The 22,496-nt window shown below is 46.3% G+C and carries 22 protein-coding genes and 1 riboswitch; of the genes, 9 read left to right on the top strand and 13 right to left on the bottom strand.

What is annotated here, in order from left to right:
- Positions 1-17 precede the first annotated feature (17 nt).
- From PBN151_RS17050 to PBN151_RS17035, 4 genes are all read left to right on the top strand, one after another.
- Positions 18-1,439, top strand: a complete 1,422-nt coding sequence (locus PBN151_RS17050; protein ID WP_083545196.1) for an MFS transporter — start codon at positions 18-20, stop codon at positions 1,437-1,439.
- A gap of 221 nt (positions 1,440-1,660) precedes the next feature.
- Positions 1,661-1,774: riboswitch (TPP riboswitch) on the top strand.
- Positions 1,775-1,863: 89 nt separating this feature from the next.
- Entirely contained in the window at positions 1,864-2,460 is a 597-nt protein-coding gene (locus PBN151_RS17045) for an ECF transporter S component (RefSeq protein WP_072729949.1), read from the top strand.
- A gap of 64 nt (positions 2,461-2,524) precedes the next feature.
- A complete protein-coding gene (locus tag PBN151_RS17040; RefSeq protein ID WP_072729948.1) occupies positions 2,525-4,108 on the top strand; it encodes an ABC transporter ATP-binding protein in 1,584 nt (527 codons plus the stop codon).
- Positions 4,105-4,893 carry an energy-coupling factor transporter transmembrane component T family protein gene (locus PBN151_RS17035; protein ID WP_072729947.1) on the top strand — a complete coding sequence of 263 codons (789 nt, stop codon included), beginning with the start codon at positions 4,105-4,107 and terminating at the stop codon, positions 4,891-4,893. Before PBN151_RS17040 ends, PBN151_RS17035 begins: the two co-directional genes overlap by 4 nt.
- 263 nt (positions 4,894-5,156) lie before the next feature.
- Here the strand turns inward: PBN151_RS17035 and PBN151_RS17030 are convergent, their stop codons facing one another.
- Positions 5,157-6,092: a DMT family transporter gene (locus PBN151_RS17030; protein ID WP_072729946.1), complete on the bottom strand. Its 936-nt coding sequence runs from the start codon at positions 6,090-6,092 to the stop codon at positions 5,157-5,159.
- A 181-nt stretch (positions 6,093-6,273) separates the two neighbouring features.
- Between PBN151_RS17030 and PBN151_RS17025 the strand changes: the two genes are divergently transcribed.
- The gene (locus PBN151_RS17025) at positions 6,274-6,648 is read left to right on the top strand and encodes a VOC family protein (RefSeq protein ID WP_072729945.1); all 375 of its coding nucleotides are present in this window, start codon (positions 6,274-6,276) and stop codon (positions 6,646-6,648) included.
- Positions 6,649-6,690: 42 nt separating this feature from the next.
- Here the strand turns inward: PBN151_RS17025 and PBN151_RS17020 are convergent, their stop codons facing one another.
- The 3 genes from PBN151_RS17020 to PBN151_RS17010 form a co-directional block, all read right to left on the bottom strand.
- On the bottom strand, positions 6,691-7,035 hold the full coding sequence (locus PBN151_RS17020) for an ArsR/SmtB family transcription factor (protein WP_065291150.1): 345 nt from the start codon (positions 7,033-7,035) through the stop codon (positions 6,691-6,693).
- A 92-nt stretch (positions 7,036-7,127) separates the two neighbouring features.
- On the bottom strand, positions 7,128-7,718 hold the full coding sequence (locus tag PBN151_RS17015) for a DUF1697 domain-containing protein (RefSeq protein ID WP_227774783.1): 591 nt from the start codon (positions 7,716-7,718) through the stop codon (positions 7,128-7,130).
- A 62-nt stretch (positions 7,719-7,780) separates the two neighbouring features.
- On the bottom strand, positions 7,781-8,851 hold the full coding sequence (locus PBN151_RS17010) for a hypothetical protein (RefSeq protein WP_072729943.1): 1,071 nt from the start codon (positions 8,849-8,851) through the stop codon (positions 7,781-7,783).
- A gap of 174 nt (positions 8,852-9,025) precedes the next feature.
- On the opposite strand from PBN151_RS17010, the gene PBN151_RS17005 reads away from it, so the two are divergent.
- Positions 9,026-9,715 carry a DUF421 domain-containing protein gene (locus PBN151_RS17005; protein WP_072729942.1) on the top strand — a complete coding sequence of 230 codons (690 nt, stop codon included), beginning with the start codon at positions 9,026-9,028 and terminating at the stop codon, positions 9,713-9,715.
- Between the two features lie 8 nt (positions 9,716-9,723).
- On the opposite strand, the gene PBN151_RS17000 is transcribed toward PBN151_RS17005, so the two are convergent.
- From PBN151_RS17000 to PBN151_RS32000, 7 genes are all read right to left on the bottom strand, one after another.
- A complete protein-coding gene (locus PBN151_RS17000; protein ID WP_021260318.1) occupies positions 9,724-10,026 on the bottom strand; it encodes an antibiotic biosynthesis monooxygenase family protein in 303 nt (100 codons plus the stop codon).
- A gap of 35 nt (positions 10,027-10,061) precedes the next feature.
- On the bottom strand, positions 10,062-10,571 hold the full coding sequence (locus tag PBN151_RS16995) for a 6-phosphogluconate dehydrogenase (protein ID WP_227774762.1): 510 nt from the start codon (positions 10,569-10,571) through the stop codon (positions 10,062-10,064).
- 219 nt (positions 10,572-10,790) lie between these two features.
- Complete coding sequence (locus tag PBN151_RS16990; protein ID WP_072729941.1) at positions 10,791-11,321, bottom strand: GNAT family N-acetyltransferase; 531 nt, start codon at positions 11,319-11,321, stop codon at positions 10,791-10,793.
- Positions 11,322-11,486: 165 nt separating this feature from the next.
- Complete coding sequence (gene brnQ / locus PBN151_RS16985; RefSeq protein ID WP_072729940.1) at positions 11,487-12,839, bottom strand: branched-chain amino acid transport system II carrier protein; 1,353 nt, start codon at positions 12,837-12,839, stop codon at positions 11,487-11,489.
- 105 nt (positions 12,840-12,944) lie between these two features.
- The gene (locus PBN151_RS16980; protein ID WP_227774761.1) at positions 12,945-14,294 is read right to left on the bottom strand and encodes a TldD/PmbA family protein; all 1,350 of its coding nucleotides are present in this window, start codon (positions 14,292-14,294) and stop codon (positions 12,945-12,947) included.
- 3 nt (positions 14,295-14,297) lie between these two features.
- Positions 14,298-15,686 carry a TldD/PmbA family protein gene (locus tag PBN151_RS16975; RefSeq protein ID WP_072729939.1) on the bottom strand — a complete coding sequence of 463 codons (1,389 nt, stop codon included), beginning with the start codon at positions 15,684-15,686 and terminating at the stop codon, positions 14,298-14,300.
- A 456-nt stretch (positions 15,687-16,142) separates the two neighbouring features.
- Positions 16,143-16,343, bottom strand: coding sequence for a hypothetical protein (locus PBN151_RS32000; RefSeq protein ID WP_227774760.1), 201 nt, complete (start codon positions 16,341-16,343; stop codon positions 16,143-16,145).
- 19 nt (positions 16,344-16,362) lie between these two features.
- Here PBN151_RS32000 and PBN151_RS16970 point away from each other — a divergent pair, with 19 nt between their 5' ends.
- The 3 genes from PBN151_RS16970 to PBN151_RS16960 all read left to right on the top strand — a co-directional run bounded on the left by PBN151_RS16970 (position 16,363) and on the right by PBN151_RS16960 (position 20,422).
- Positions 16,363-18,186 carry a serine hydrolase domain-containing protein gene (locus PBN151_RS16970; RefSeq protein WP_227774758.1) on the top strand — a complete coding sequence of 608 codons (1,824 nt, stop codon included), beginning with the start codon at positions 16,363-16,365 and terminating at the stop codon, positions 18,184-18,186.
- 126 nt (positions 18,187-18,312) lie between these two features.
- Positions 18,313-19,002: a response regulator transcription factor gene (locus PBN151_RS16965; protein ID WP_021253666.1), complete on the top strand. Its 690-nt coding sequence runs from the start codon at positions 18,313-18,315 to the stop codon at positions 19,000-19,002.
- Positions 19,003-19,012: 10 nt separating this feature from the next.
- Complete coding sequence (locus PBN151_RS16960; RefSeq protein ID WP_072729937.1) at positions 19,013-20,422, top strand: sensor histidine kinase; 1,410 nt, start codon at positions 19,013-19,015, stop codon at positions 20,420-20,422.
- A 58-nt stretch (positions 20,423-20,480) separates the two neighbouring features.
- Here PBN151_RS16960 and PBN151_RS16955 read toward each other — a convergent pair whose 3' ends face one another.
- Positions 20,481-20,972: a C40 family peptidase gene (locus tag PBN151_RS16955; RefSeq protein WP_036590961.1), complete on the bottom strand. Its 492-nt coding sequence runs from the start codon at positions 20,970-20,972 to the stop codon at positions 20,481-20,483.
- 378 nt (positions 20,973-21,350) lie between these two features.
- Positions 21,351-22,496: an AI-2E family transporter gene (locus PBN151_RS16950; RefSeq protein WP_028531490.1), complete on the bottom strand. Its 1,146-nt coding sequence runs from the start codon at positions 22,494-22,496 to the stop codon at positions 21,351-21,353.

The raw sequence follows: 22,496 nt of genomic DNA, 5'->3' as shown, positions 1-22,496 counted from the left end.
TCCTATTCGTGGAACAAATGAACAATGACAACCGCATCGAGGCGGCAGAACAAGAACAACCCGTGTATGCCTTTCCCAATGTGAAGAAATCGATCGCATGGTTAAGCTTTTTAGCTTTTTTCAGTGTGTTGAATGAGACTGTGTTCAACGTATCATTGCCCGACATCGCACACGATTTCAGTATCACTCCGTCCGTTGCGAATTGGATCAACACATGCTTCATGATTACCTTCGCGCTCGGCTCCATCATTTATGGCACCCTGTCATCCCAATACGGCATTAAGAAGCCGCTGCTCATCGGTGTGCTCATCTATGGTAGTGGCTCGTTGCTCGGTTTCTTCGCCCATGACTACCTGTCAGCTGTATTGGCAGCCAGATTGATACAAGGTGCCGGGGCTTCGGCTGTGCCCGGACTCATCATGGTTATGGTCACTCGCTACGTTGGAGAACAGCATCGAGGCAAGGCGTTTGGCATGATTGGTTCTATGGTAGCGCTTGGTGAAGGGATTGGCCCAGCTGTAGGCGGTGTACTGGCAGATTATGTGCATTGGTCCTACCTATTTATCATTCCGGTAATGACAATAGTCAGTCTCCCCTTCTTCTTGACCGCACTGCCGCAGGAGCCTTCTCGCAATGGGAGAACAGATATCATCGGCATTGCCCTCTTGTCAGCAGGCATTATTCTATTTACCTTGTTTACTACGACATATGTCTGGTTCTATCTGGTCTGTAGTATGATTCTCGTCCTTGGGTTTGCCTTGCATATCCGCCGTATTCGCGAACCGTTTATTGCTCCATCCCTGTTCGCTAATCGCCCTTATGTACTCGGCACGCTTGCTGGTTCTATTTTACTAGGAACGATAGCTGGATTTATTTCCATGGTTCCTTACTTCATGCGGGATGTACATCAACTCTCGACCGCTGTAATCGGCAGCGCGATCATTTTCCCAGGGACACTCAGCGTCATTCTGTTCGGCATACTCGGTGGAACTCTCGTTGATAAGAGAGGAACTTCATTTGTATTTGTCGCTGGATTAGGTCTGGTCACAATCAGTTTCGTCACGCTCCTTGCGTGGGGGAATGATTCTCCATGGCTGATGACGTTCGCACTCGTGCTCGTGTTCGGAGGGTTGTCATTCATTAAGACGGTTATCTCTGCTTCCGTTGCAGAATCACTTGCACCTGACCAAGCAGGAGAAGGAATGAGCATGCTCAGCTTTGCATGCTTTATGGCTGAAGGCATCGGCATCGCTGTAGTCGGCGGTCTGCTTACACACGGGTGGCTGTTGACTTCACTGACACCTACCGTTGCCGTTGCCAATGAAGCTTCATTTCCCTTATACAGTGGCCTGATTATGCTGCTCATAGCAGTCCTTGCTTGCGGAGGGATCGTATACAGCTTGTCATTGAGACGACATTCTACAGCTTTACACGATTAACAATTCATGAGGATCAGGACTTATTCCTGATCCTCATTTTGTTCTATTCTCTCTTCAAATCTCCTAAACACGCTCCTTATCTCCTTATTCCTCTCTTCTATGTTGTCTAGCGAACGATTACAACCATTGACTTCTATCTCTTTCGTATTTTTTATGTTTTTTTTGTAAATATTTCGTTGTCAACCTATCATGAATATTGTATGATATGAGCAATTGCATAGTCATACAAATTCGGGGGCTTGAGGAATCAGGCTGAGATTGTAGATAAGTATACCGCTACTGACCGTTAATCTGATCTGGATAATGCCAGCGTAGAGAATCTGTATTTGTCATGTGATCATGCTCTGCTGTGATCTAGGACTCTTCTACCGTCTGGTTGCCAGACGGTTTTTTGTATGCAAGCTATACAACAAAGGAGAGGGTTATGTTGCCAGAACAACAGAGAAGCAACAAATTAAAGTTTACGGATATTCTCATTACCGTGATGATCGGGGTCGTATTTGGTGTGATCTTCAAAATGTGGGAGAGCGTCTACAGTCTCGCGAAGCCGCTGTTCCCACAAGCAGGACAATTAACATATGGCATGTGGTTTATGGCTGGCCCATTCGCGTACCTGGTCATTCGCAAGCCCGGCGTCTGCTTCCTGGCAAGTCTTGCTGCCGCTAATTTATCGGCTATTCTTGGCTCTGCTTGGGGACTAGAGACGATTGTGTATGGCTGTGTACAAGGTCTGGCGGCAGAATCGGCATTCGCCTTGACTGGATACCGCAAGCACAGCATCGTCATCGCAGGTATCGCTGGCATTCTGTCCGCAGTCGGCTCATTCATCATCGATCTCGGTTATGGATATGCAGATTACGAGACATGGGTGCTCGTCTTGAAGTATGGACTTCGTGTCATTAGTGCGTTCATCTTCGCTGGCGTATTTGCCGGCTTGCTCGTTCGTGCATTGGAAGCGACAGGGGTAACCAAATCCATACGTCCTGTGTCCAAAGAGGATTACGCGGTACTTAATCAATAGCACGCATAATATGAATAGATAGAATTTGTGCGTACGCCATAAATTCGGAATAAGGTGGTTACACATGCAACAGGAATCTCATGCGAATTCGTCTGCATTTGTTGACCGCTTGCGCCTAACATTTCCAGGAGAGGATTCCTTGCTGTTCAAGGACCTCTCCTTCCACATTTCTACCGGTGAGAAGGTACTGCTCCTCGGGCCAAGCGGTTGCGGCAAATCAACATTGCTGCAAGTATTAAGCGGAATTATGCCCCACTCTATCGAAGTGCCGATGAAATACGATCAGATTAAGCTTCCTTCAAGCTGGGGCTACGTATTCCAAGATCCGGACAGCCAGTTCTGCATGCCATATGTAGATGAAGAGCTCGCCTTTGTACTGGAAAATCTCTCAATCCCACGTGATCAAATGCCAGCATACATGATAGGCATACTTGAACGAGTGGGATTGCAGTTCAACAATCTGCATACAGAAATCCAAACGCTATCCCAAGGGATGAAGCAGCGGCTCGCACTTGCGTCCGTCCTGCTGCTAGAACCGGAGGTGCTGTTCCTCGATGAGCCTACAGCGCTTCTTGATCCTGAAGGAACGAAACAAGTCTGGGACACCGTAAAACAAGCTGCCGATTCCTCCACCATTCTAATCGTGGAGCACAAAATCGAGCATGTTATCGACATTATCAATCGTGTGGTATTATTCGACAGCACTGGACGAATCATTGCGGACGGTGAACCGCAGATCGTATTTCTACACCATAAAGATAAGCTCATTGAGTATGGCATATGGTATCCAGGTGTATGGCAGGACTACATTCATTCAGAAGCCTACCAAGCCATATCGCAGCAACGAACGGCGAACGGATTTCAACAGCCTCATTGCAAGCAGGACGGTGGGCACATCTACGCGCGTCTGCAAGCCCTGCAGCCACTGCTCTCTTTGCGTGATTTTAGCGGATACTATGAAGAGATTCGTCGCATATCCGTCCCGAGCGTTGATATTTATCCGGGTGAATGGATAACGATTATTGGAGAGAACGGGGCTGGCAAGAGCACACTATTGTTGTCTCTTATGCAAATTCTGCGTACTAGCGGCATTTATCTTATTGAGGGTCAAGAGCTGCCAGCACCGGCTCGCAAGCGATGGTTCCCGCGATTCGGAAATACGGGAAAGCAGCCTCCAGCCGAACTCGCCTTCGTATTTCAGAATCCTGAGATGCAGTTTCTAACGGATTCGATCTATGATGAGCTTGCTTATGAACCTAGGCAAAACAACTGGAATGAATCGGACATTGCACATAGAGTGGAACAAGTCTTGGAATCATTCGATCTGAATATCGGACAGAATCGGCATCCGTATCATTTGTCACTTGGTCAGAAACGCAGATTAAGTGTCGCCACAGCGATGATACGTAAGCGTCCGATCCTGCTCCTGGATGAGCCAACCTTCGGGCAAGACGCTAAAAATACATTTGCTATATTGGAAAAATTGAACCGGCTTCGGACAGAAGGAACCGCCATAGTCATGGTGACACATGACATGAATATCGTGGATCGTTTTGCAGATCGGATATGGCATGTTGAGAAAGGCCAACTGATGGAACAAGAAGTTTCCCCACGTGGACAGATAATGCGGGAGGTGCAGATGAAATGAAACTGCTCGCTCCCAAATCCGAGACGTGGCTCCATCAGGTTAACCCTGCGCTCAAGCTGCTCGTCTTTCTCGCCCTGCTCATCGTTGCGCTGCTTACCCGAGAGCTTGATTTTGCGTGCTATCAGCTAATCTTATACACACTGTTGTTGTTTGTATGCAGCGGCCACTCTACGAAGAAGCTGCTGTTCGTGACAACACCGTTCCTTTTCCTGTTCGTCTCGACGGCATCCACGATGATCTTATTCGGCAAGGGGGAGCATGAATGGTGGTCGTGGGGAATAATCCGCATCACAGAGGAGAGCTTCTACCGCGGACTTGTCATCGGAGTGAAGACACTCTGCTTCGGCATGCTTGGCATCACATTCGCCTTCACGACGAAGCCAATATTGCTGTTCTATGCGCTGATGCAGCAATTCCGGCTTCCGCCGCAATATGCTTATAGCTTCATCGCCTCCTTGCGGCTGCTACCTGCGATCTGGGAAGATTACCGAGTTCGCACGCATGCCCTGCAAATCCGCGGCGTTCAATACAGCAAAGGATTCAAAGGGATTTACGAGCGTCTGCGAATGTATGCTCTGCCACTGCTCGCACAGAGCATTCGCCGCGCGCAGCGAGTCGCTGTCGCAATGGAGGCGAAGCGGTTCCAGATGGGCCAATCACGTACCTACTATTATATAACACGCTGCCATTGGCGCGATGTATGGTTCACTCTGCTTATGGCTGGACTAATCACGCTCGCCTATATGGCCGCATTGTGCTTCCCGTTCACCGGCCCGCACGTCTAAATTTCTTTAGATCCGGTAAGATAGATAATTCAAAATGATCATCAAAGAAACTCTCCCTGATCCAACTAGGAGAGTTTCTTCCCTACCTTCGCTATCCAAGAGAGATGATTCGCCAAATAGTCATATTGATCTATCCAACCTGACTGATCGCAACCTTCTGACCGCAGCGTAACTATTCAATATCTATCTTTTCGTCCACGGGCAACTCCCAACGTGCTGTGTTTCGCTGTATGACGGCGGTCGGTCGACCATATCATCTTCTATCACTTCACCGATTGACCGATGATTGATGTTCTAGCTCTTCGTCTCGGCTGAATGGTTGCCAAGCATACACCTGCCAGCACGAAGACAAGACCCACAGTAATCGACCACGTCATGCTGTCGCCGTACAGCCATACGGACAATAGTGAGGTTACGATTGGCGTCAAGTTCAAGTATATGCTCGCCTTGCTCGCACCGATTTGCTGCACGCCAAGATTGAAAATAATATAACCAATAAGTGTACCGCATACGACCATATACGCCATCTCCGTCCAACCTTGCAGAGACATATCGGGAACTTTACCCCAACCCCCTTCAAATAGCGAACTGACTCCCAGAAACAGAGAACCTAACAAGGTCATTACTGTAGTCGTGAACAAGGGAGAGACATCATGCACTACCTTTTTCCCAACAAGACTATATATGACCCCGCACATTAATGCTGCCAGAAACAATAAATCTCCTTCGTTGAAGGACAAGCTAGCTAATCGGTGCCATGAGCCCTTCGTAATTACGATAACCACACCGATGAAGGACAGCACAAGGCTAATCCCAAACTTTCCGCTCCATCGTTCCTTGAAGAATAACATCGCACCAAGCGATACGAACAGCGGCATCGTCGCAATGATGAGTGAACCGTTAATTGCAGACGTATAATGCAGCGCCATAAAGAACAACGCATTGTATCCGAAAATTCCCGTAAGCGATACAATGAGAAGCCCCTTCCAATTATCCCTCCATGCACGGATATTCCACTCTGATCGCATCGTGAGCAGCACCGCTAAGATCATCCCTGCCAATGCAAATCGAATCGTTGCGGCTACGAGTGGAGGAATCTCGGTAATGACATGAGCTGCTGTAGAAAATGATCCACCCCAAAATAACGGCACGAGCAGCATAAGCACATAAATGCTTCGGTTAGACTTTTGATTACTCATGATAATCGTTCACCCTTTAATTATATAATATGTTTAAACATTTAAACATACTTAGCAAAAAAAATAAGCACTTCTTGCACAGAAACACTTTACCCATTGGATTTTACATATTGATCCTATATAATAGGATTAGGAATTTGAAACTTAGTTCCACAGAATGGAACAGCAAAGGAGGTTACTCATGTCCCACATCTTTCATGGTCTTGACCATATCCAGTTAGCCGCCCCCGTCGAATGTGAATCCGTAGCACGGAAATTCTATCACGAATTATTGGGCTGGTCAGAGATTCCGAAGCCCGAAGCTCTTCAGCAGCGTGGAGGTGTATGGTTTCAATGTGGAAGTCACCAAGTCCATATCGGCGTGCAGCAAGACTTCGTTCCTGCGACAAAAGCTCATCCCGCCTTCGTTGTTACCAATCTTGAATCCCTACAGTCCCATCTCCTGCAGCATCATATTGAAGTGGCCGACGACTCTGCCCGGATAGAAGAAGGTGTAATTCGATTCTATGTAAACGATCCATTTGGAAATCGACTTGAATTCATGGAGTATCTGTAACACGATACGCATCTTCTATCCGAACCAATCTGCCTTCATTGGTTACACTCCCGCTTCAATGGACAGCATCAACTCTTTAATCGTCGTCATAAATCCCCCTGCACGCAAGGAATACAGCTTCTCATTCGCCTGCTTGTCGAACGTGATGAGCCCGGCTTGTCTTAAGATTTTCAGATGGTGCGAGACGGCCGGTCTCGATATCTCCATATGTTCGGTAATTTGGTTCACATTCAGAGCGCTATGTTCAAGCAGGAGTATAATGATCTGCTGCCGATTCGTGTCTCCGAGCGCTTGAAAAATGGGGGTCGCCTGCTGGAACTTCTCCAGCACCTGCTCTTTGTTACTGCTGCAATCATATTGTCCGTGCTCAGTCGTGATGATTCTCACCTCGTATGTTTATATGTTTAAACATTACATATTATGATGTGAAAACACCCATTTTGTCAATAGAGTAAGTCTCCATCGGACGAACCAATAGATTAATCATTTCCATTACCATTCTCACGCTTCAGGAAATCATCAAGTTCACCCGCAAGCGCCGTAAGTTTCGTCATGGTATTCCAATTCCGTGTCGTTACATTCGATCCTAGCTTCTGAAAATTATTTGCCAGCTTCGAATCTAAGACCCTCTGGCGATACAAACAATATATCTCACGACCTTGTATCTGGAATTCATCAACTTCTTGCATACCCTTAGACAATATACTGGCGGTGTCAGGCGAAGGCTCGTCCTTGCACATTGTAATCTGAATCCCCTCTCCTTCCTTCAGCGCAGCAGCGTCATACGGACAATCAGCTACAATAGCTTTCATTTCCTGAGCCGTCCGCAGCATGACGTTCGGCTTGAAGCCAAATACATTCCCTATTTCCTCCTGAATTCGTGCTTCTAGCCATTCCCTTGCTTCTGATGAAGCAAATACAACATTGCCGCTCTGCAGCAGCGTTCGTACATGGGCAAGTCCCATATTTTCAAGAAGAAGCTTCAAATCTGCCATTTTTATCTTGTTTTTGCCACCTACGTTAACTCCACGCAGTAACCCGACATACATTTGCATTGAAAACGACCACATCCCTTAGTTCCAATCTTCAGTTCTTCATTTCCGTGACTGCTTCATACCACTACTCTAAACCACTACTTCAAATAAATGCCGAGCGGTAAATTGGATTCCCCTGCCGTCATCAATTTGCATTGAAAGGTACGAACACCAACAGGAGCCACAACCTTCGCGATCAAGCATACATTCGTGTTGTCCATCATGAGCGGTACACCGATTACTTTTCCATCAACGAATATAGCCCCTGCAAATGCTCCCCCTCGAGGATTTACATAAATGCTAACAACTGCTTCTTCCTCCGTATCATTATGCAGCGGAATATCCAACAAGTAAATAGCACCGAATTGACCGGTATTATCAACCGCACCTTCCCGTAATTCGCTTGCACTTGCGGCAAACAAAAAGTCAGAAGCCATTTCTCCATTCATCTTCTTTCGGGCACACACACGGTATACACGCTCTGTCCCTATAACATAGGCAGGCATCCTAGCATGAACCTCGGCATAAGGCCAGCTTCCTCTAGGATGAGTGCCGTACGGAGTCAGCGGATCTGAATGAATGAGTCTTATATCGGCAGTGACATCCCGACTTGCGACTGTACGGATCGCATACTCCATCTCCCCTGCCCCTGAATCCCGTTCTATCGTGAACTCATAGATAAACCCTGCAAAATAGTTGGTATCCAGCCTTACCGACTCAATCATTGCTGTGCTAGTCACATCTGCGTGTTGGTCTACGGAAGTATAATGATCCAGCGTTCCGCTTAAACAAGACTTTGCAAGACATTGTCCTACTTTAATCATCTGATCTGACACCGGCTGAATATGAATATCCCTGCGGATATGCTGAATGGCTATCCGGGTAGATGTGGACAGGTTTTGTACAGTCACCCCCAGCTGCAGCGGCTGTCCTGTTTCATTGCGATGCCATCCGAATAGGCGATGCGTGACAGATTCCTCATCGGTGCGCACAATATCATGCCATAAGGTACACGCTGTTCCTGGGAATGAGGACTCATTTAATATTTCAGGATTATCGCTAACCATGAGTCGGCGTTGATCACTGGCGAACGCACTTTCTACATCAACAAATACAGAAGTAGGTACATTTATTATATCAACGGTCAAATCTTCTTGTTGACAAGCCATTATGTATATCCCCCTCATCTATAGCAGCTTCAGCAACCCTATATCCTATGTAGATGGATGATCATTTAGCCTTTTGCTGCAAAGAACGTACTCTATGTATCCGTAGTCAGGACTTATATTCGAATAATATCAAAGAGGGTGGGACAAACTCCAATTACAAAGGAGCGTGCATCCGTGGACATCATAGCTCGTACTATATTTGCATTCATCTCTTTGCTTGCATTTAGCCGATTGCTAGGCAAAAAACAAATGAGCCACATTACTTTATTCAACTACATCACTGGAATCACATTTGGTTCTATCGCTGCGGATATCGCGATTGAGACTCATATTTCCGTTGTTGACGGAATCATAAGCTTAACAGTATGGAGCCTGCTAACAATAGGGATCGGTAAGCTGTCCTTAAAGTTCCCACGAATTCGCGTACTCTTAGACGGTGAACCTACCATTGTCATCAAAAAAGGAAAGATTCTCGAAAAAGCAATGGCGTCCATGCATCTCAATATGGACGATATTAGCATGCTGCTTCGCGAAAAGGATGTCTTCTCCATTCAAGATGTTGATTATGCAATTCTGGAACCGCATGGAAGAATGAGTGTGCTCAAAAAAGCCGAAAAAGAGTCCCCTACGAAAGAGGACCTGAAAGTGTGCGTACAGCCTACATTGTATATGCCTACCGAGATTATCGTTGATGGCTCTATCGTCTATAAAAATCTACTTGACCTTAACCTGACGAAGGAATGGTTAAGTCAAGCGCTGCGTAAAGCTGGATGCTCTCCCGAGCAAATCGAGGAAATCTTCTATGCGGAGATACAACGTGACGGCACGCTGTATATAGACAAAAGAGTAGACAACATGAAATGATAAACACACTACTTCAAGTGAACCGGGATCTGCACATAATGCTCCACCTGTGGAGGTGACTCATAATAAGCTTCCAGCAGCGCATTCCATTGTTCATATTGCACGGTATGACGAAAACCAACCGCATGCTCTTTCAAAGAGTGCCACTGTACAATTACTATGTATCGATCGGCTGCCTCTACACATTTATGCAATTCATGTGTGATATACCCTCTTGCAGCTTCTAATATCGAAGATGCATGACGGAAGGCGCTTTCGAAATCATTGCGCATACCAGCCTTAATGGATAATGTTGCAACTTCTCGAATCATTTCAGCGCCTCCCTTCCCTGGCATAACATCTGTCGTTAGATCCACGTAATGAAGTACGTTTGCTTCACGGGAACGCCATTGCGTTCCGCCCATTTCAGAAGCTCCTCATTTCCACGCTGTTCTCCCTTCGTGAAGGAAAAACAACATTTCAACGGAATTATATGCTTCGATTTTAATTGTATACCGATTGCAGGGGAATTGACGCCTTTTATCTTAATGGATTCGATCTCATTTGCATGATACACATTGCCATGCAAGCGAATCGTGTCTGAAGTTGGATGTATTTCGACTGTCCGCTTAACCCATGTCGCGTATGCTCCCGCGATCAATGACATTATGACAATGCCAATAACCGCCATCTGCATGAAGAACAATACAGGAAATGTCCGCTCTGTCATGGCCGCAATTTGCAGCATTCCGGCACTGAATAACAGAGAGCCACCCAATATCGCTTTTGTTCGCGTAGGAACCTTCACCTGATAATTCATTTCATCCGCCCCATTCTGATATGCATGATAGGTTGTATGAAGTTTCTTTGTTGTCATTCCTTATTATACCATTAACGTTAACGGAATTGACACATATTTTTCACATTAAAGACACATTTATATTCAGGGTCGGTAATTCTACCTTGCGAACACATTTATTAGAGCGAATCGAAAACACATGCTTCAACACAAAGGCACTATTTCAGCGCAAAAAAAAAAAAAAAGCCTGCCCTATGGAGAAGGAGGCTTCATCTAGCCGTTATGATTCCCTTGCAACTAACGCGAAAACTTATAATACCAAATAATCGCTCTTTCCTTCGCAGTTGCAAAATTCGCATACATCATACTGTCTACTGCGCCAATGACAAAGCCATACTTGGCATATAAGCGACACGCTTGAATGTTCACATCCTGTGTCTCAAGCATAAGACCCGCACAGTTATTTTGCATCGCCCATTCCACAGCCGTCTTCAATAATGCAGTTCCAATTCCCTTGTGCCTCCAAGCTGCTGCAACTTGAATATGTTCAATGAGCGCAAATCCATTCCAGTTTGAACAAATTTTCATTTGTCCGACGCAGCTGTCCTCCCCGTAATAGAAGAACACTGCCTTATCTTTGTCCTCTATATAACGGTTATCAAATTCTTCCTCTTCATATTGCTTGAAATACGGCTCATCAAATCGTTCTTCTGTATAAGACCATGTATCATTTTTATAGGTGGGAACAATCCGACCAATCACAGTAAATCCGTCGTCGTTTGGCTTATTGTAATCATCCCTATTCGAATGTGTCATTTTCACGATCATCGTATCTTGATCCCCTTTCTTACATACTGCCTAAGCAAATGCTCGACAACATATCCTGATTCTATTCGCTCCCCGTTCGTGTATTCCTTCTGTTAATTCATACAGCGAGATGAAAAAAAGCTTAATCTCCTAACTAAGGAAATTAAGCTTATACTCACTCTACCATTATTCAATTGCTTCCGTTGCTTCGGTTGGCTGACTATCCTGTGATTCCTTGCGAGCGAATGCCCACAAATAGCCGATAATTGCCCCCGCAATGGCAGGAACGACCCAGCCAAGTCCAGCTGTATACCACGGGAGATGGCTGTACAGTCTCTCCACCGCTCCCATTTCAAAATTCGCCTGCTTCAAGCCATCCACAATGCTGATTAATGCAGTTGCGAGCAAGCTGCCAATATATACGGCTGAATGTCCATGGAACATGCGATGAAGCAACGCCAAAATGATAAGGACAATGGTAAGTGGGTAAATGGCGGACACGATTGGCGCTGAAAATGAAATAATCTGATCAAGCCCCAAATTGGTTACGGCTACACTTACGACACATAAGATTCCAATCCACTTGTTATACGAAATCCGCGGCATAATGGAATGGAAGTACTCTCCACACGCTGCCAACAGGCCGACCGAAGTCGTTAAGCAAGCAAGAAGGAATACAATCCCAAGCAGTACGGTGCCCCATTTGCCAAATAAGAATAGCACGATTGCAGTCAATATTTGACCGCCATTCGCAGCCCCTTCGATTACAGAATGGCTCGTGGATCCAAGGTACCCGATCATCATGTAAATGATGGCGAGACATACACCTGCGATCAGCCCAGCCTTAATCGTGATGGCAGACAGCTTCTGTGTGTTCGTAACGCCACGCTTGCGTATTGCCGATACGACGACACTACCAAGCAATAGAGCAGACAAGGCATCCATCGTTGAGTAACCATCTATACCACCCTTAAAAGCAGCATATTGTACATACCCTTCTGCAGGCATACCATAGTCCCCGAGCGGATGGAATAAACTTTGAATGAAGACGATAATAATCATCACCAACAATATCGGTGTCAGTATTTTGCCGATGCGCTCGAACAGCTTCGATGGATTCAAGCACAACCAATAGCTGATGACAAAATAAATCACGGAATACGTCAATAATGACCAGCCGCTTGTTCGAAGCGGCTCTGGAAGGAGTGGGACTGTTCCCATCTCAAACGCTACGCTGCCGGCACGCGGAATGACGAGAAACGGCCCTAGCGCTAAATACGTAATTAGCGTAAACACAAACCCAAATCCTGGGTGGACGCGATTTGTAAGCGACTGCAAATCACCAGATTTAGCGATTGCTGCAACACCTAGAATCGGCAGTCCTACTGAGGTAATTAAGAACCCTACCATCGCCTGCCATACACTTGAACCTGCCGCATATCCCACCGCAGGTGGGAATATGAGGTTACCTGCACCAAAGAATAAAGCAAATAACATTAACCCAAAAACAAACGTTTCTTTTTTTGATAGTTCAGTCATGCTGCATCTCCTGCTGTTATCTACCGACCTTATTATAACAATTCATTATAGAAAGCGGGCTTCTTTCCTGTCAAATCCAATTCCTGTGTTGCATTTGCTTCAGATTTATGCTCCTGAGATCGTCAAGCCCTTTACCTTCAATGATGGCGCATTACATCTGCCTGTGAATCGGATATCACTGCCTACAACCTCTATCTGCTTCAACATCTCGAACAAGTTGCCGGATACCGTGATTTGATTGACAGGACGTACGACTCTCCCCTGCTCGATAAGGAAGCCGGTGCAGGATAACGAGAATTCGCCGGATACGGCATTCGTCCCCGCGTGCAGACCTTGGAGTTGTACAATCATTACACCTCTCTCCATGCCTGCAATCATGTCCTCAAGCGCCGTCGAACCTGGAAGTACATACATATTGTGAGGCGCAATACCGATTTTACCGCGGTACCCGCCCTTAGAGGCATGACCTGTTGAGACCAAACCTGCCTTGCTTGCCGTCTTCCCATTATGCAAATAAGTGAGCAGCTTGCCTTCCTTAATCACTTCCGTACATGTGCAGGCATACCCCTCTGCATCGAACGAGCAAGCACCCAGAACGCCATTCATGAGCGGGTCATCCACAAGGGTGACATTACTTCCCGCTATCTGCTCACCGATCTTATCCTTCAAGCCTGAGAAGCCCTTATTTACCGCCTCTGCCGAGAAGATGGACGTATAAGAACCTAGCAGCTTGCTGGCTGCATCATGACGGAATATAACTGGATATTGATCGGACAATATGGTATCCGCCCCCAGCTTCGACACCGCTTCCTCAACTGCCTTGTGAGCAATAGCCTCGAAGTCGATATCCTCGAAGCGTTCCATGGAGTAATCGAACCAATCGCCTGTCGTCGTCTGGCCAGATTGTGTCGCCACAACGGATAGGCTGCCAACTGCAGTGCTGTATAATGCGCTACAATTCAACCCCTCTGTATTAGCGATCGTGACCTCATTCTCAGTGAGCGTAACGGAAGAGCTTCTCACTAAGGTAATCCGTTCATCGGATGCTAGCGCGATTCGCTCCATGTCCATCGCTGCATCAATGAGAAGCTGTGGAGCCGTAAGCAGCAGCTCCGCTTCATGGGTTTTGACCTGCTGATAAGTGGGTGCTCCAGGGAACAACTGGTCTATTTCGCTACTTTCGAGTGCATACGCATTACTTCTTGCTTCTTCAATCAGAAATGCAATGACATCCGTTTCTAATCTTTCCGAATAGGCATAGCCCATTTTGCCGTTGAATTCACCACGAAATGAGACGCCGCCCGTCTCCTTAATTGTAAATGCGTCGATATCTCCCTTAGAGACACGCACAGAAGTTGAACGAATCTGTTCATAATAGACTTCCATCTTCACGCAGCCTTGTTTACGCCCTTCTTCAAATAGATGCTGTTGAAATGCTGCAATCTCCAATGCCATCGTTTATTCCCCCTTTCTTCCGCCAACCGTCATGCTGGATACACGAAGCATTGGCTGACCGCAATTGACGGGAATACTGCCGCTCAATGAGCCGCACATGCCTTGACCGTGATCTAGATTGTTGCCTACCATATCAATTTTCTGGAGAACATCGATTCCCTTGCCGATGAGCGTTGCACCTTTGACCGGTTCTTCGATCTTTCCGTTGCGCACGATGTAGCCTTCATTGACCGCAAAATTGAATTCACCTGTCGCTGTATTCACGGAGCCTCCGCCCATTGTCTTGGCATACAGGCCATACTCTGTATTGGCAATAATCTCTTCCGGTGTGGAATGACCTGCTGCAATGTAGGTGTTATTCATGCGGGAGGTCGGTGCAAATTGATAGGATTGCCGGCGGCCAGATCCCGTTGACGGTATTCCCATCTTGCGGCTGCCCAGCTTATCAATCAAATAGCCCTTCAGCACCCCATTCTCGATGAGCACATTACGCTGTGTTGGCGATCCTTCATCGTCGATATTCAGTGAGCCCCATGCGTTCGGAATCGTCCCGTCATCAATGGCAGTTACAAGTGGAGACGCCACTTGCTCACCGAGCTTGTCGGCGAACACAGAAGCCTTCTTCGCCACAGCTGTCGCCTCAAGTCCATGCCCGCATGCCTCATGGAATAGGACACCGCCAAAGGCATTATCGATAATAACCGGCAGCTTGCCGCTCGGCGCATAGCCGGCGCCTACCATTGTAGTCGCGATACGGGACGCTTCTCTTGCGTACCAATCAATATTCATTGAGTCGATTAACTCCAGACCCGCGTGAGCACCAGGAGCGACATATCCTCCTTGCTTGACGCCCCCCGCTTCAGCAATCGAGCTGAAGCTCATTCTCGTATAGGTCCTGCGATCTTCCACCAGCAGTCCTTCGGAATTGGCAATGCAAATATCTTGTACCCAGTTATTCAGTGCTATCGAGGTTTGCGTAATCGTCGGGCTGTACGCCTTGGATGATTCATGCGCGCGCCTCATCCATTCTATTTTGCGTCCCTTCCCTACTTCATTCGGCGGAATAAGAACAGGATGAAGATCAGCAATGGTAGCTCGACGCAAATCAATCACAATATCTCTGGTTTGACCACGGATCGCTTGTGCAGCTGAAGCAGCTACCTTGATCAGATTATCTGCGGTGCAATCATTCGTATACGCATATACCGCGAACACCCCGTTGAATATGCGTATGCCGACGCCATAATCTCGACCGCCAAGTGCATGTTCTACGATCCCACCAATCATCCCCAAGCTAGACGTCGTCCGATCTTCCATAAATACCTCAGCAAAATCCCCGCCAGTTGCTAAAGCGGCGGTAAGCACATTCTCAATTAACGACGGATGAAGCATAAACTGTGCCCTCCTTGTAAGCTAGATTTCTTAGTTGCATATGTATGTATGTCGAAGCAGAGGATATCCCTAACGAACCATTTTCGCAACATCTTCGATGACGCGTAGCCTATTAATTCGTGTAGCTCGATAGGTAACTCGATGAATGCCTCTCTTCTATATGTAAATGATTATACTATGATTTCTATCATAACCAACTCAAACCAACAAAAAAAGAATGGTTAACCCACAGTAACTCAATCTATCTCCTTCATGCAAGTAAGAAGATTTTCAGCATGAGCCCATATTTACTAAAAAACAGCGCAAATAGATGCTCAGCAATTGAAGTACCGTGCAAGAATGACACAGTCTCATATGTACTCGCAAGTTCAGTCTCCATTAATCCTTATCCATATTGGAGGAGAGAAACATGCAACCACATTCTTCAGAAAGAACATCTGCCAGCCCTAATCTGAATCATCGTCGTGCTCGGAAGCTGATGATAATACTCTCACTTGCCGTGGCACTCACAACTGTCGCTCCTGCGTATGCGGCTGATTCGAGTACAGAATCTTCCCCGTCCGCAAGCACAGTAGTACGGAACACACAAGCCTCGATCCCATCAATCGTGACTAATGGCCCCTCCGATCCTAAGGAGGTTGAAGCATTTGCTGACAAGTTATTTTCCTCACCTTCAATGAAGAAGCTTCCGGGAGCTGTCTTTGTCGTCGTCAAGGATGGGCAAGTCTTATTAAGCAAAGGGTATGGCTATGCAGATATAGAAACCAAAAAGTCCATGGATCCCGATCATACGATTCTAAGATTTGCTTCCATAACGAAGCCCTTCGCATCATTGGCCCTGCTTCAGCTCGCCGAGCAGGGTAAGATTGATCTGAAGAAAGACATCAGCGCGTACATGGGGGATGTCGCCATTCCTCGAAAAGTCGAAGGGTCATTAACAGCTGAGCATCTCATGACGCACACGACTGGTTTCGACTACCCTGAAGCTCCGGACGACATGGCAGTCAAGACGAATGCTGAGTATATTCGCAAGTATATGCCAACGGTTGTACGCAAGCCAGGCACTGTATACAGCTATGACAATTTCGCCTTTCGCCTTCAAGGCTATCTCGTTGAGCGCATAACTGGAGCTCCTTTCCATGAATATGGCATGCAGCATATTTTGCAGCCTCTTGGAATGACGAACAGCAGCTTCGTGATGACGCCTGATGCTAAGAAGGATCTAGCGACAAGCTATAAGAAGACAGGTGAAGTTCTTCCTTATTACGAGGTATCTCCCGCAGACGGCCCCGACGGGAGCCTTGTATCAACCGGTGCGGATATGGCTAAATTTATGATCGCGCTTTTAAATGGCGGTACGTACAAGGGGCAGCGAATCTTACAGCCTGAAACCGTACGCGAGATGGTAAAAATCCGTGTATCCGCTCATCCGAAAATTCCGAATACGACATACGGCTTCGAATCCTTGTTTCAAGAAGCCTATCATGGTGAAACCGTCATAAGCAAGGGTGGAAATCTTCCAGGGTTCGGCTCTTGGTTAAGTCTCTTGCCAGAACAAAATGTCGGCTTTTTGGTCGCATACAATTCCAACGAAGACTCTAGTGTAGATTATCGCAACACGGTATTTCGTTCCTTTATGAATCACTATTATCCGGACAAACGGCCTGCCCAACCGAAAACAGAGCCCTCGCAAGAGGTGAAAAGCAAGCTAGTTGGCCACTACCGTAATCTTCGGATGGGCATCCAGGTCGTTCAAATTGCTGAGCAATCTGACAAAAAATTATCCCTTATCGATCCATTCTACGGAACCCATCCATTGACTCAGATCGAACCATGGCTGTTCCGTACGGATCATGGAAAGTTAGTTGGCTTCAAACAGGAAGACAATGGGGAAATTTCCTACATGGATAACAGCAACGTAGCATGGTTCGAGAAGCTCACTGTTCCTAAAGTCCTCTATTCAGATATCGACAAGAATCATCCGTATTATGGATACATTCAAGATATCATGATGAGGAGTGGAGTATCCGAACATCAAGGACAGTTCCGTCCCTCCTCTACCATAACGAGGGCTGAATTCGTCTCCATGCTCATGCAGTGCTTGCGCATGCAGCCTTCGTTGAACGCAGTCTCCTTCACCGATATGAAAGGCCACTGGGCTGCCAAAGACGTTCAAACGGCGTATGAGCTGGGGCTTATCACCGGAGCATCAGGTGAGCTCTTCCGACCTGATCAACCCATTCAACGGCAAGAAGCGGCAATGATTGCGTGGCGAATCGCCCAAGTGTTCGGATCTCCAGTGCAAGAAGCGAAACTGGTTGGCGATACTGACGTCTGGGCATTAGACGGTGTCAAGTATGCTGCCGCTATGCACAAATACGGCCCCGAAATTAAAGCTAACGCAGATGGCACTCTGAATTATGAAGCCAAACGCAGCATGCTCAAGCAAGAAGCAGCTGCCTTGATCAGCACATTGCTTGCTCAGCCGATTCCGCGCTAACCACAAGATAGCTCTCGTCGAATCTCTACGTAGCGACGAGAGCTATTTCCTTTTCCAGCAGTCTAGAATGCATTCCCAACCCCAAGGTCATACTATAGGAAAACTTTGTGTAAACGTGGTGAACACATGTCAGCCCACTCCATATTACTAGTCGAAGATGAACAAAGTGTATCTCAATTCATCCAGCTTGAACTTGAGCATGAAGGGTACGAGGTACTTGTCGCTGTAGACGGGGAACAAGCATTAGAATTCTTTCAACAAGGCGAGTGGAGCCTCATCCTGCTAGACTGGATGCTGCCCAAGCTGAACGGCCTTGAAGTATGCCGGAGAATTCGGCGCGTCAGTGATGTCCCAATTATCCTCTTATCTGCTCGTGATTATGTTGGAGATATCATTGCTGGTCTCGATACAGGTGCAGATGATTATATTACGAAGCCGTTCGAGATTGAGGAACTGCTTGCCCGCATACGCACCGCTTTACGACGCCCCAACCATGCCGCTAATCCGGAAGAGAAGGAAGTATACCAGCTTGCCGATCTCATCTTGGATGTGAAGAAAAGAGTCGTAACCCGTGCTGGGGATCGAATCGAATTAACGCAGCGTGAGTTCGAATTACTTCAATACTTAATGGAACATCTCGGTGAAGTGATTGGCCGTGAACAGCTATTGTCCTCTGTGTGGGGATATGACTTTGTTGGTGAGACGAATGTCGTCGATGTCTATATCCGATATTTGCGCAACAAGCTGGATCGCGGCTATCAGCATAAGTTAATCCAGACCGTTCGCGGTGTCGGATATGTGCTGCGTGAACCATAGGGAATCAGAAATGACCATGTTCAAGTCACTTATCCAGCAGCTTAAGCATTCTGCCAATACGTTAATGTTCCGCTTCACGATCTGGTATGTTCTTAGCCTATTAGCTGTCATTCTGTTGATCGGGATCTGTATTATGGGAGCAGTTACCCATCTGTTGCTCCAAGACTCCAAGCAGGAACTTTTCGCCGTCGAACGCAAACTAAGGGAAAGTATTCAAGATGGCTTTCTGGAGTGGCAATCCCTTCTCGATGAACTGCTATACCCCGATCACGCGAACTATGATGTTCAAATTGTGTCCTCTGATGGACGCAAATTAGCACAAACTCGCAACTGGGACGAGGCTTTCCTCGCCGAACAGAAAAATCGATTCCGATGGTTTGATACCGTGCAGTGGAACACCGACTATGGATTGTTCATCAGAGATGAAGTCATATGGAATCAAACCAACGGGCAGGTCGGTCGAATCTATATTCATGTTCAGCTCCACTCCATTGAACGCATCTTGCTCATTATGACTAAAGTACTCGTCATTACTGCACTTGCCAGCTCAACTGCAGGATCGCTGCTTATTTATCAAATAACAAGGAGGAACCTCTCCCCCCTGTTCAGCATAATGAATTCAATTGTTCAGATGAAGAATTCACCGAATTTAAGGCAGAGGGTTCATGTCCCCAAAACGCCGGTGGAGTTAACGAAATTGGCGGAGCGCTTCAATCAGTTGTTAGATGAGCATGAAGAACTGATTGAACGGGAGATGAACTTTATTACAAATGCTTCACACGAGCTCCGCACTCCGCTGACCGCGTTTCGTGGTCATGTGAAGCTGCTGAAGCGCTGGGGGAATCAAAATGCTGAGGTTCTGCAAAAATCACTGGATTCGCTAGACCTAGAGAGCCAGCGAATGCAGCGGCTAATTGTTCAGCTACTGACGTTAGCCCGTTCAGGCAAAAGCCCCTCACCGAAGGAACAAGTGAATCTTACCGACATTGTCCGAGAAGCAATCAAGCAGCTATGGAAATCCGATTCCAAAATTTCCTTGCGTTTGCATCTGAATAAGGCTGCTTATGTACATGGGGATAAGGAACAATTGCGCCAGGTTGCCATTATTCTCATTGAAAATGCCATAAGGTATACCAATGACCTGGGCTGGATCGAAGTTGCCGTCTATCAAGAGAAAGAAAATGCATGCCTTCGAGTATCGGATTCCGGAATTGGCATACCCGAAGAAGAATTAGATAAAATTTTCGATCGATTTTATCGAGTCGATAAGGCTCGCTCTCGCGTAACGGGAGGCACGGGCTTAGGGCTGCCTATTGCGAAGGAGCTCGTAGAGCAGCATCATGGCACCATTCGAGTTGAGAGCACGATCGGACAGGGCAGCACATTTATTGTGTGCATACCGTACTCGCACAACGCCTGAGAACATACAACAAGCCTAAAGCAGTACATCGTATTGCTTTAGGCTTGTCCATTATAAACTATTTAATTACACGACGAACTTTCGTCAAGCGGGACTCCCACTTGCTCAAGTTGTCAATTCTTACTCCGCCCTTGCCATAAGTGTGCAAGATTTTTCCATTTCCCATATAGATTCCTACATGATGAACCGGAGAGTAGAAGAACAGGAGATCACCCTTCTTCATATTCTTTTTGCTAACTGCAACTCCAACCTTGGATTGCTGCTTCGATGTGCGTGGAAGCTTGATTCCGTGTTTGCCATATACATATTGTGTGAACGAAGAGCAGTCGAATGCTTTCGTGCTTCCCGACTTGGCACCGAATTTATATTTAACACCTAAGTATTTTTTCCCTGTTGCTATAATTTTGTCTGCCTTGGAGCTTTGCGATGTAGAAGCCGCGCTAGCTGTTTGAACAGGCATTACTGCACCTGCTGACAGTGCAAAGGACAATGTTAATGTTACGCATACAAATATTTTTCCAAACTTCTTTTTATTCAACAATATTCTCATCTCCCAGAAAAATGGATAGTGCTGATGTGCTCACCAGCGACGTTACATACCATAACACATAATTTTTATCCATTATTTTCTAGAGAAGAGCTGAAACATTGCTGTTGTTTACTTTTTTGTAATCTATTAGAGCAACATTATAAATTTCTCATCTCCCTCTTCTTGACAAATAGGTCGTTGTGATCATTCCTCCTTTGGCAGGATAAAAAATAAATAGATTCGATACTAGATCATCAAAATTTTGCGGTGCAGCAACTGCCGTTATCTCAGGATGCAGAATAAGCGATGAACACATGAAACAGCGCCATCTCATCGCATACAAACGTTGAAATGGCGCTGCATATGAATATTATCAATTGCCCAAGCTGCAGAGTCAACTTACATCGTAAGATGATCGTCATAGAGATTAGAGCGGCGCTTGAACCAGTCAAATAAATGCGTAACAACAACCTTGAGCACTGCATACCCAGGCACAGCCAGAATAATGCCCACTACACCGAACAGGTTGCCGGCTGTCAAGATGACGAAAATGATCGTAATCGGATGAATGCGGAGTGTCTTCCCCATAATTTGCGGCGAAATGAACTTCCCTTCCACCAATTGGACAATCGTCCAGACGATGATCATTTTCAGCAGCATCATCGGTGAAGTGACAAGCGCCACAATCATCGCGGGTGTGATTGCAATTGCAGGGCCCAAATACGGTACAATACTCGTACAAGCTGCAATTACTGCTAGAATTAGTGAATATTCAAGCCCAATGATTAAATAGCCCGCATACAGTAAGATGCCGATGCAGAAGCTTACAATAATCTGACCCCGTATGTAGGAACTGATTTGATTATTCATCTCGGACATCACTTGATGGGATTGCTTGCGCAGCGTAGTCGGCAAAAATGTAAGGATATAATCAGGCAGCCGCCGGCCATCCTTCAGCAAATAGAAAAGAACGAATGGAACGATGACAAGGCCGAGAATCGTTTCGGTGACTGCACCTAGAAATCCACCGATTCCATTGAATGTGTTGTTTAAGAGCGAGGTAGCCCGCTCGGACAAGGAGCTTACGAAGTTGCTGGAATTAATATCGATGCTCTGCTGGATACGGTTGAAGAACTCACTGCCGATCATGTCGCGGAACAACGTCTCAATCTGGGTGCTGAACCCTGGAAAGTTGGCAATCAAGTCCATAACTTGCTTCTTAATGACAGGAATAACAGCAAGAACGACGACCGTAATAATGCCGATAATGAGAATATAGAGAATGAGAATGGATATGAATCGTTTGACTCTCCATTGTTCCAGAAGATCAACGATCGGATTCAGCAAGTAATAGAGCACACCTGCTAAAAGCACTGGAAACAGTACTGTCTTAATGAAAATAATGAATGGAGAAAAGATAAATGAGATTTTCGTGAAAAGTAACACGTTCAAACTAACTAACAACACAATCAACAAAAACGAGATCAATCTATGATTCAAGATGAACGTTAACATTCGGCCTGGCCTTGTTGATCGTTTCTCCAT

The organism is Paenibacillus sp. NAIST15-1 (genome assembly GCF_001894745.1).
Classification (GTDB): domain Bacteria; phylum Bacillota; class Bacilli; order Paenibacillales; family Paenibacillaceae; genus Paenibacillus_B; species Paenibacillus_B suaedae.
The sequence above is the reverse complement of the archived record's forward strand: the minus strand, read 5'-3'. Positions and strand labels throughout refer to the sequence as shown.

Coding starts and splice junctions, on each gene's coding strand:
- PBN151_RS17045 (WP_072729949.1), top strand. CDS start 1,864: ATGTTGCCAGAACAACAGAGAAGCAACAAATTAAAGTTTACGGATATT.
- PBN151_RS16950 (WP_028531490.1), bottom strand. CDS start 22,496: ATGGAGAAACGATCAACAAGGCCAGGCCGAATGTTAACGTTCATCTTG.
- PBN151_RS17030 (WP_072729946.1), bottom strand. CDS start 6,092: ATGAGTAATCAAAAGTCTAACCGAAGCATTTATGTGCTTATGCTGCTC.
- PBN151_RS16965 (WP_021253666.1), top strand. CDS start 18,313: ATGTCAGCCCACTCCATATTACTAGTCGAAGATGAACAAAGTGTATCT.
- PBN151_RS17050 (WP_083545196.1), top strand. CDS start 18: ATGAACAATGACAACCGCATCGAGGCGGCAGAACAAGAACAACCCGTG.
- PBN151_RS16975 (WP_072729939.1), bottom strand. CDS start 15,686: ATGCTTCATCCGTCGTTAATTGAGAATGTGCTTACCGCCGCTTTAGCA.
- PBN151_RS16955 (WP_036590961.1), bottom strand. CDS start 20,972: ATGAGAATATTGTTGAATAAAAAGAAGTTTGGAAAAATATTTGTATGC.
- PBN151_RS17035 (WP_072729947.1), top strand. CDS start 4,105: ATGAAACTGCTCGCTCCCAAATCCGAGACGTGGCTCCATCAGGTTAAC.
- PBN151_RS17015 (WP_227774783.1), bottom strand. CDS start 7,718: ATGTGGTCGTTTTCAATGCAAATGTATGTCGGGTTACTGCGTGGAGTT.
- PBN151_RS16970 (WP_227774758.1), top strand. CDS start 16,363: ATGAAGAAGCTTCCGGGAGCTGTCTTTGTCGTCGTCAAGGATGGGCAA.
- PBN151_RS17040 (WP_072729948.1), top strand. CDS start 2,525: ATGCAACAGGAATCTCATGCGAATTCGTCTGCATTTGTTGACCGCTTG.
- PBN151_RS16960 (WP_072729937.1), top strand. CDS start 19,013: ATGACCATGTTCAAGTCACTTATCCAGCAGCTTAAGCATTCTGCCAAT.
- PBN151_RS17000 (WP_021260318.1), bottom strand. CDS start 10,026: ATGATTCGAGAAGTTGCAACATTATCCATTAAGGCTGGTATGCGCAAT.
- PBN151_RS16980 (WP_227774761.1), bottom strand. CDS start 14,294: ATGGCATTGGAGATTGCAGCATTTCAACAGCATCTATTTGAAGAAGGG.
- PBN151_RS16995 (WP_227774762.1), bottom strand. CDS start 10,571: ATGACAACAAAGAAACTTCATACAACCTATCATGCATATCAGAATGGG.
- brnQ (WP_072729940.1), bottom strand. CDS start 12,839: ATGACTGAACTATCAAAAAAAGAAACGTTTGTTTTTGGGTTAATGTTA.
- PBN151_RS16990 (WP_072729941.1), bottom strand. CDS start 11,321: ATGATCGTGAAAATGACACATTCGAATAGGGATGATTACAATAAGCCA.
- PBN151_RS17025 (WP_072729945.1), top strand. CDS start 6,274: ATGTCCCACATCTTTCATGGTCTTGACCATATCCAGTTAGCCGCCCCC.
- PBN151_RS17010 (WP_072729943.1), bottom strand. CDS start 8,851: ATGGCTTGTCAACAAGAAGATTTGACCGTTGATATAATAAATGTACCT.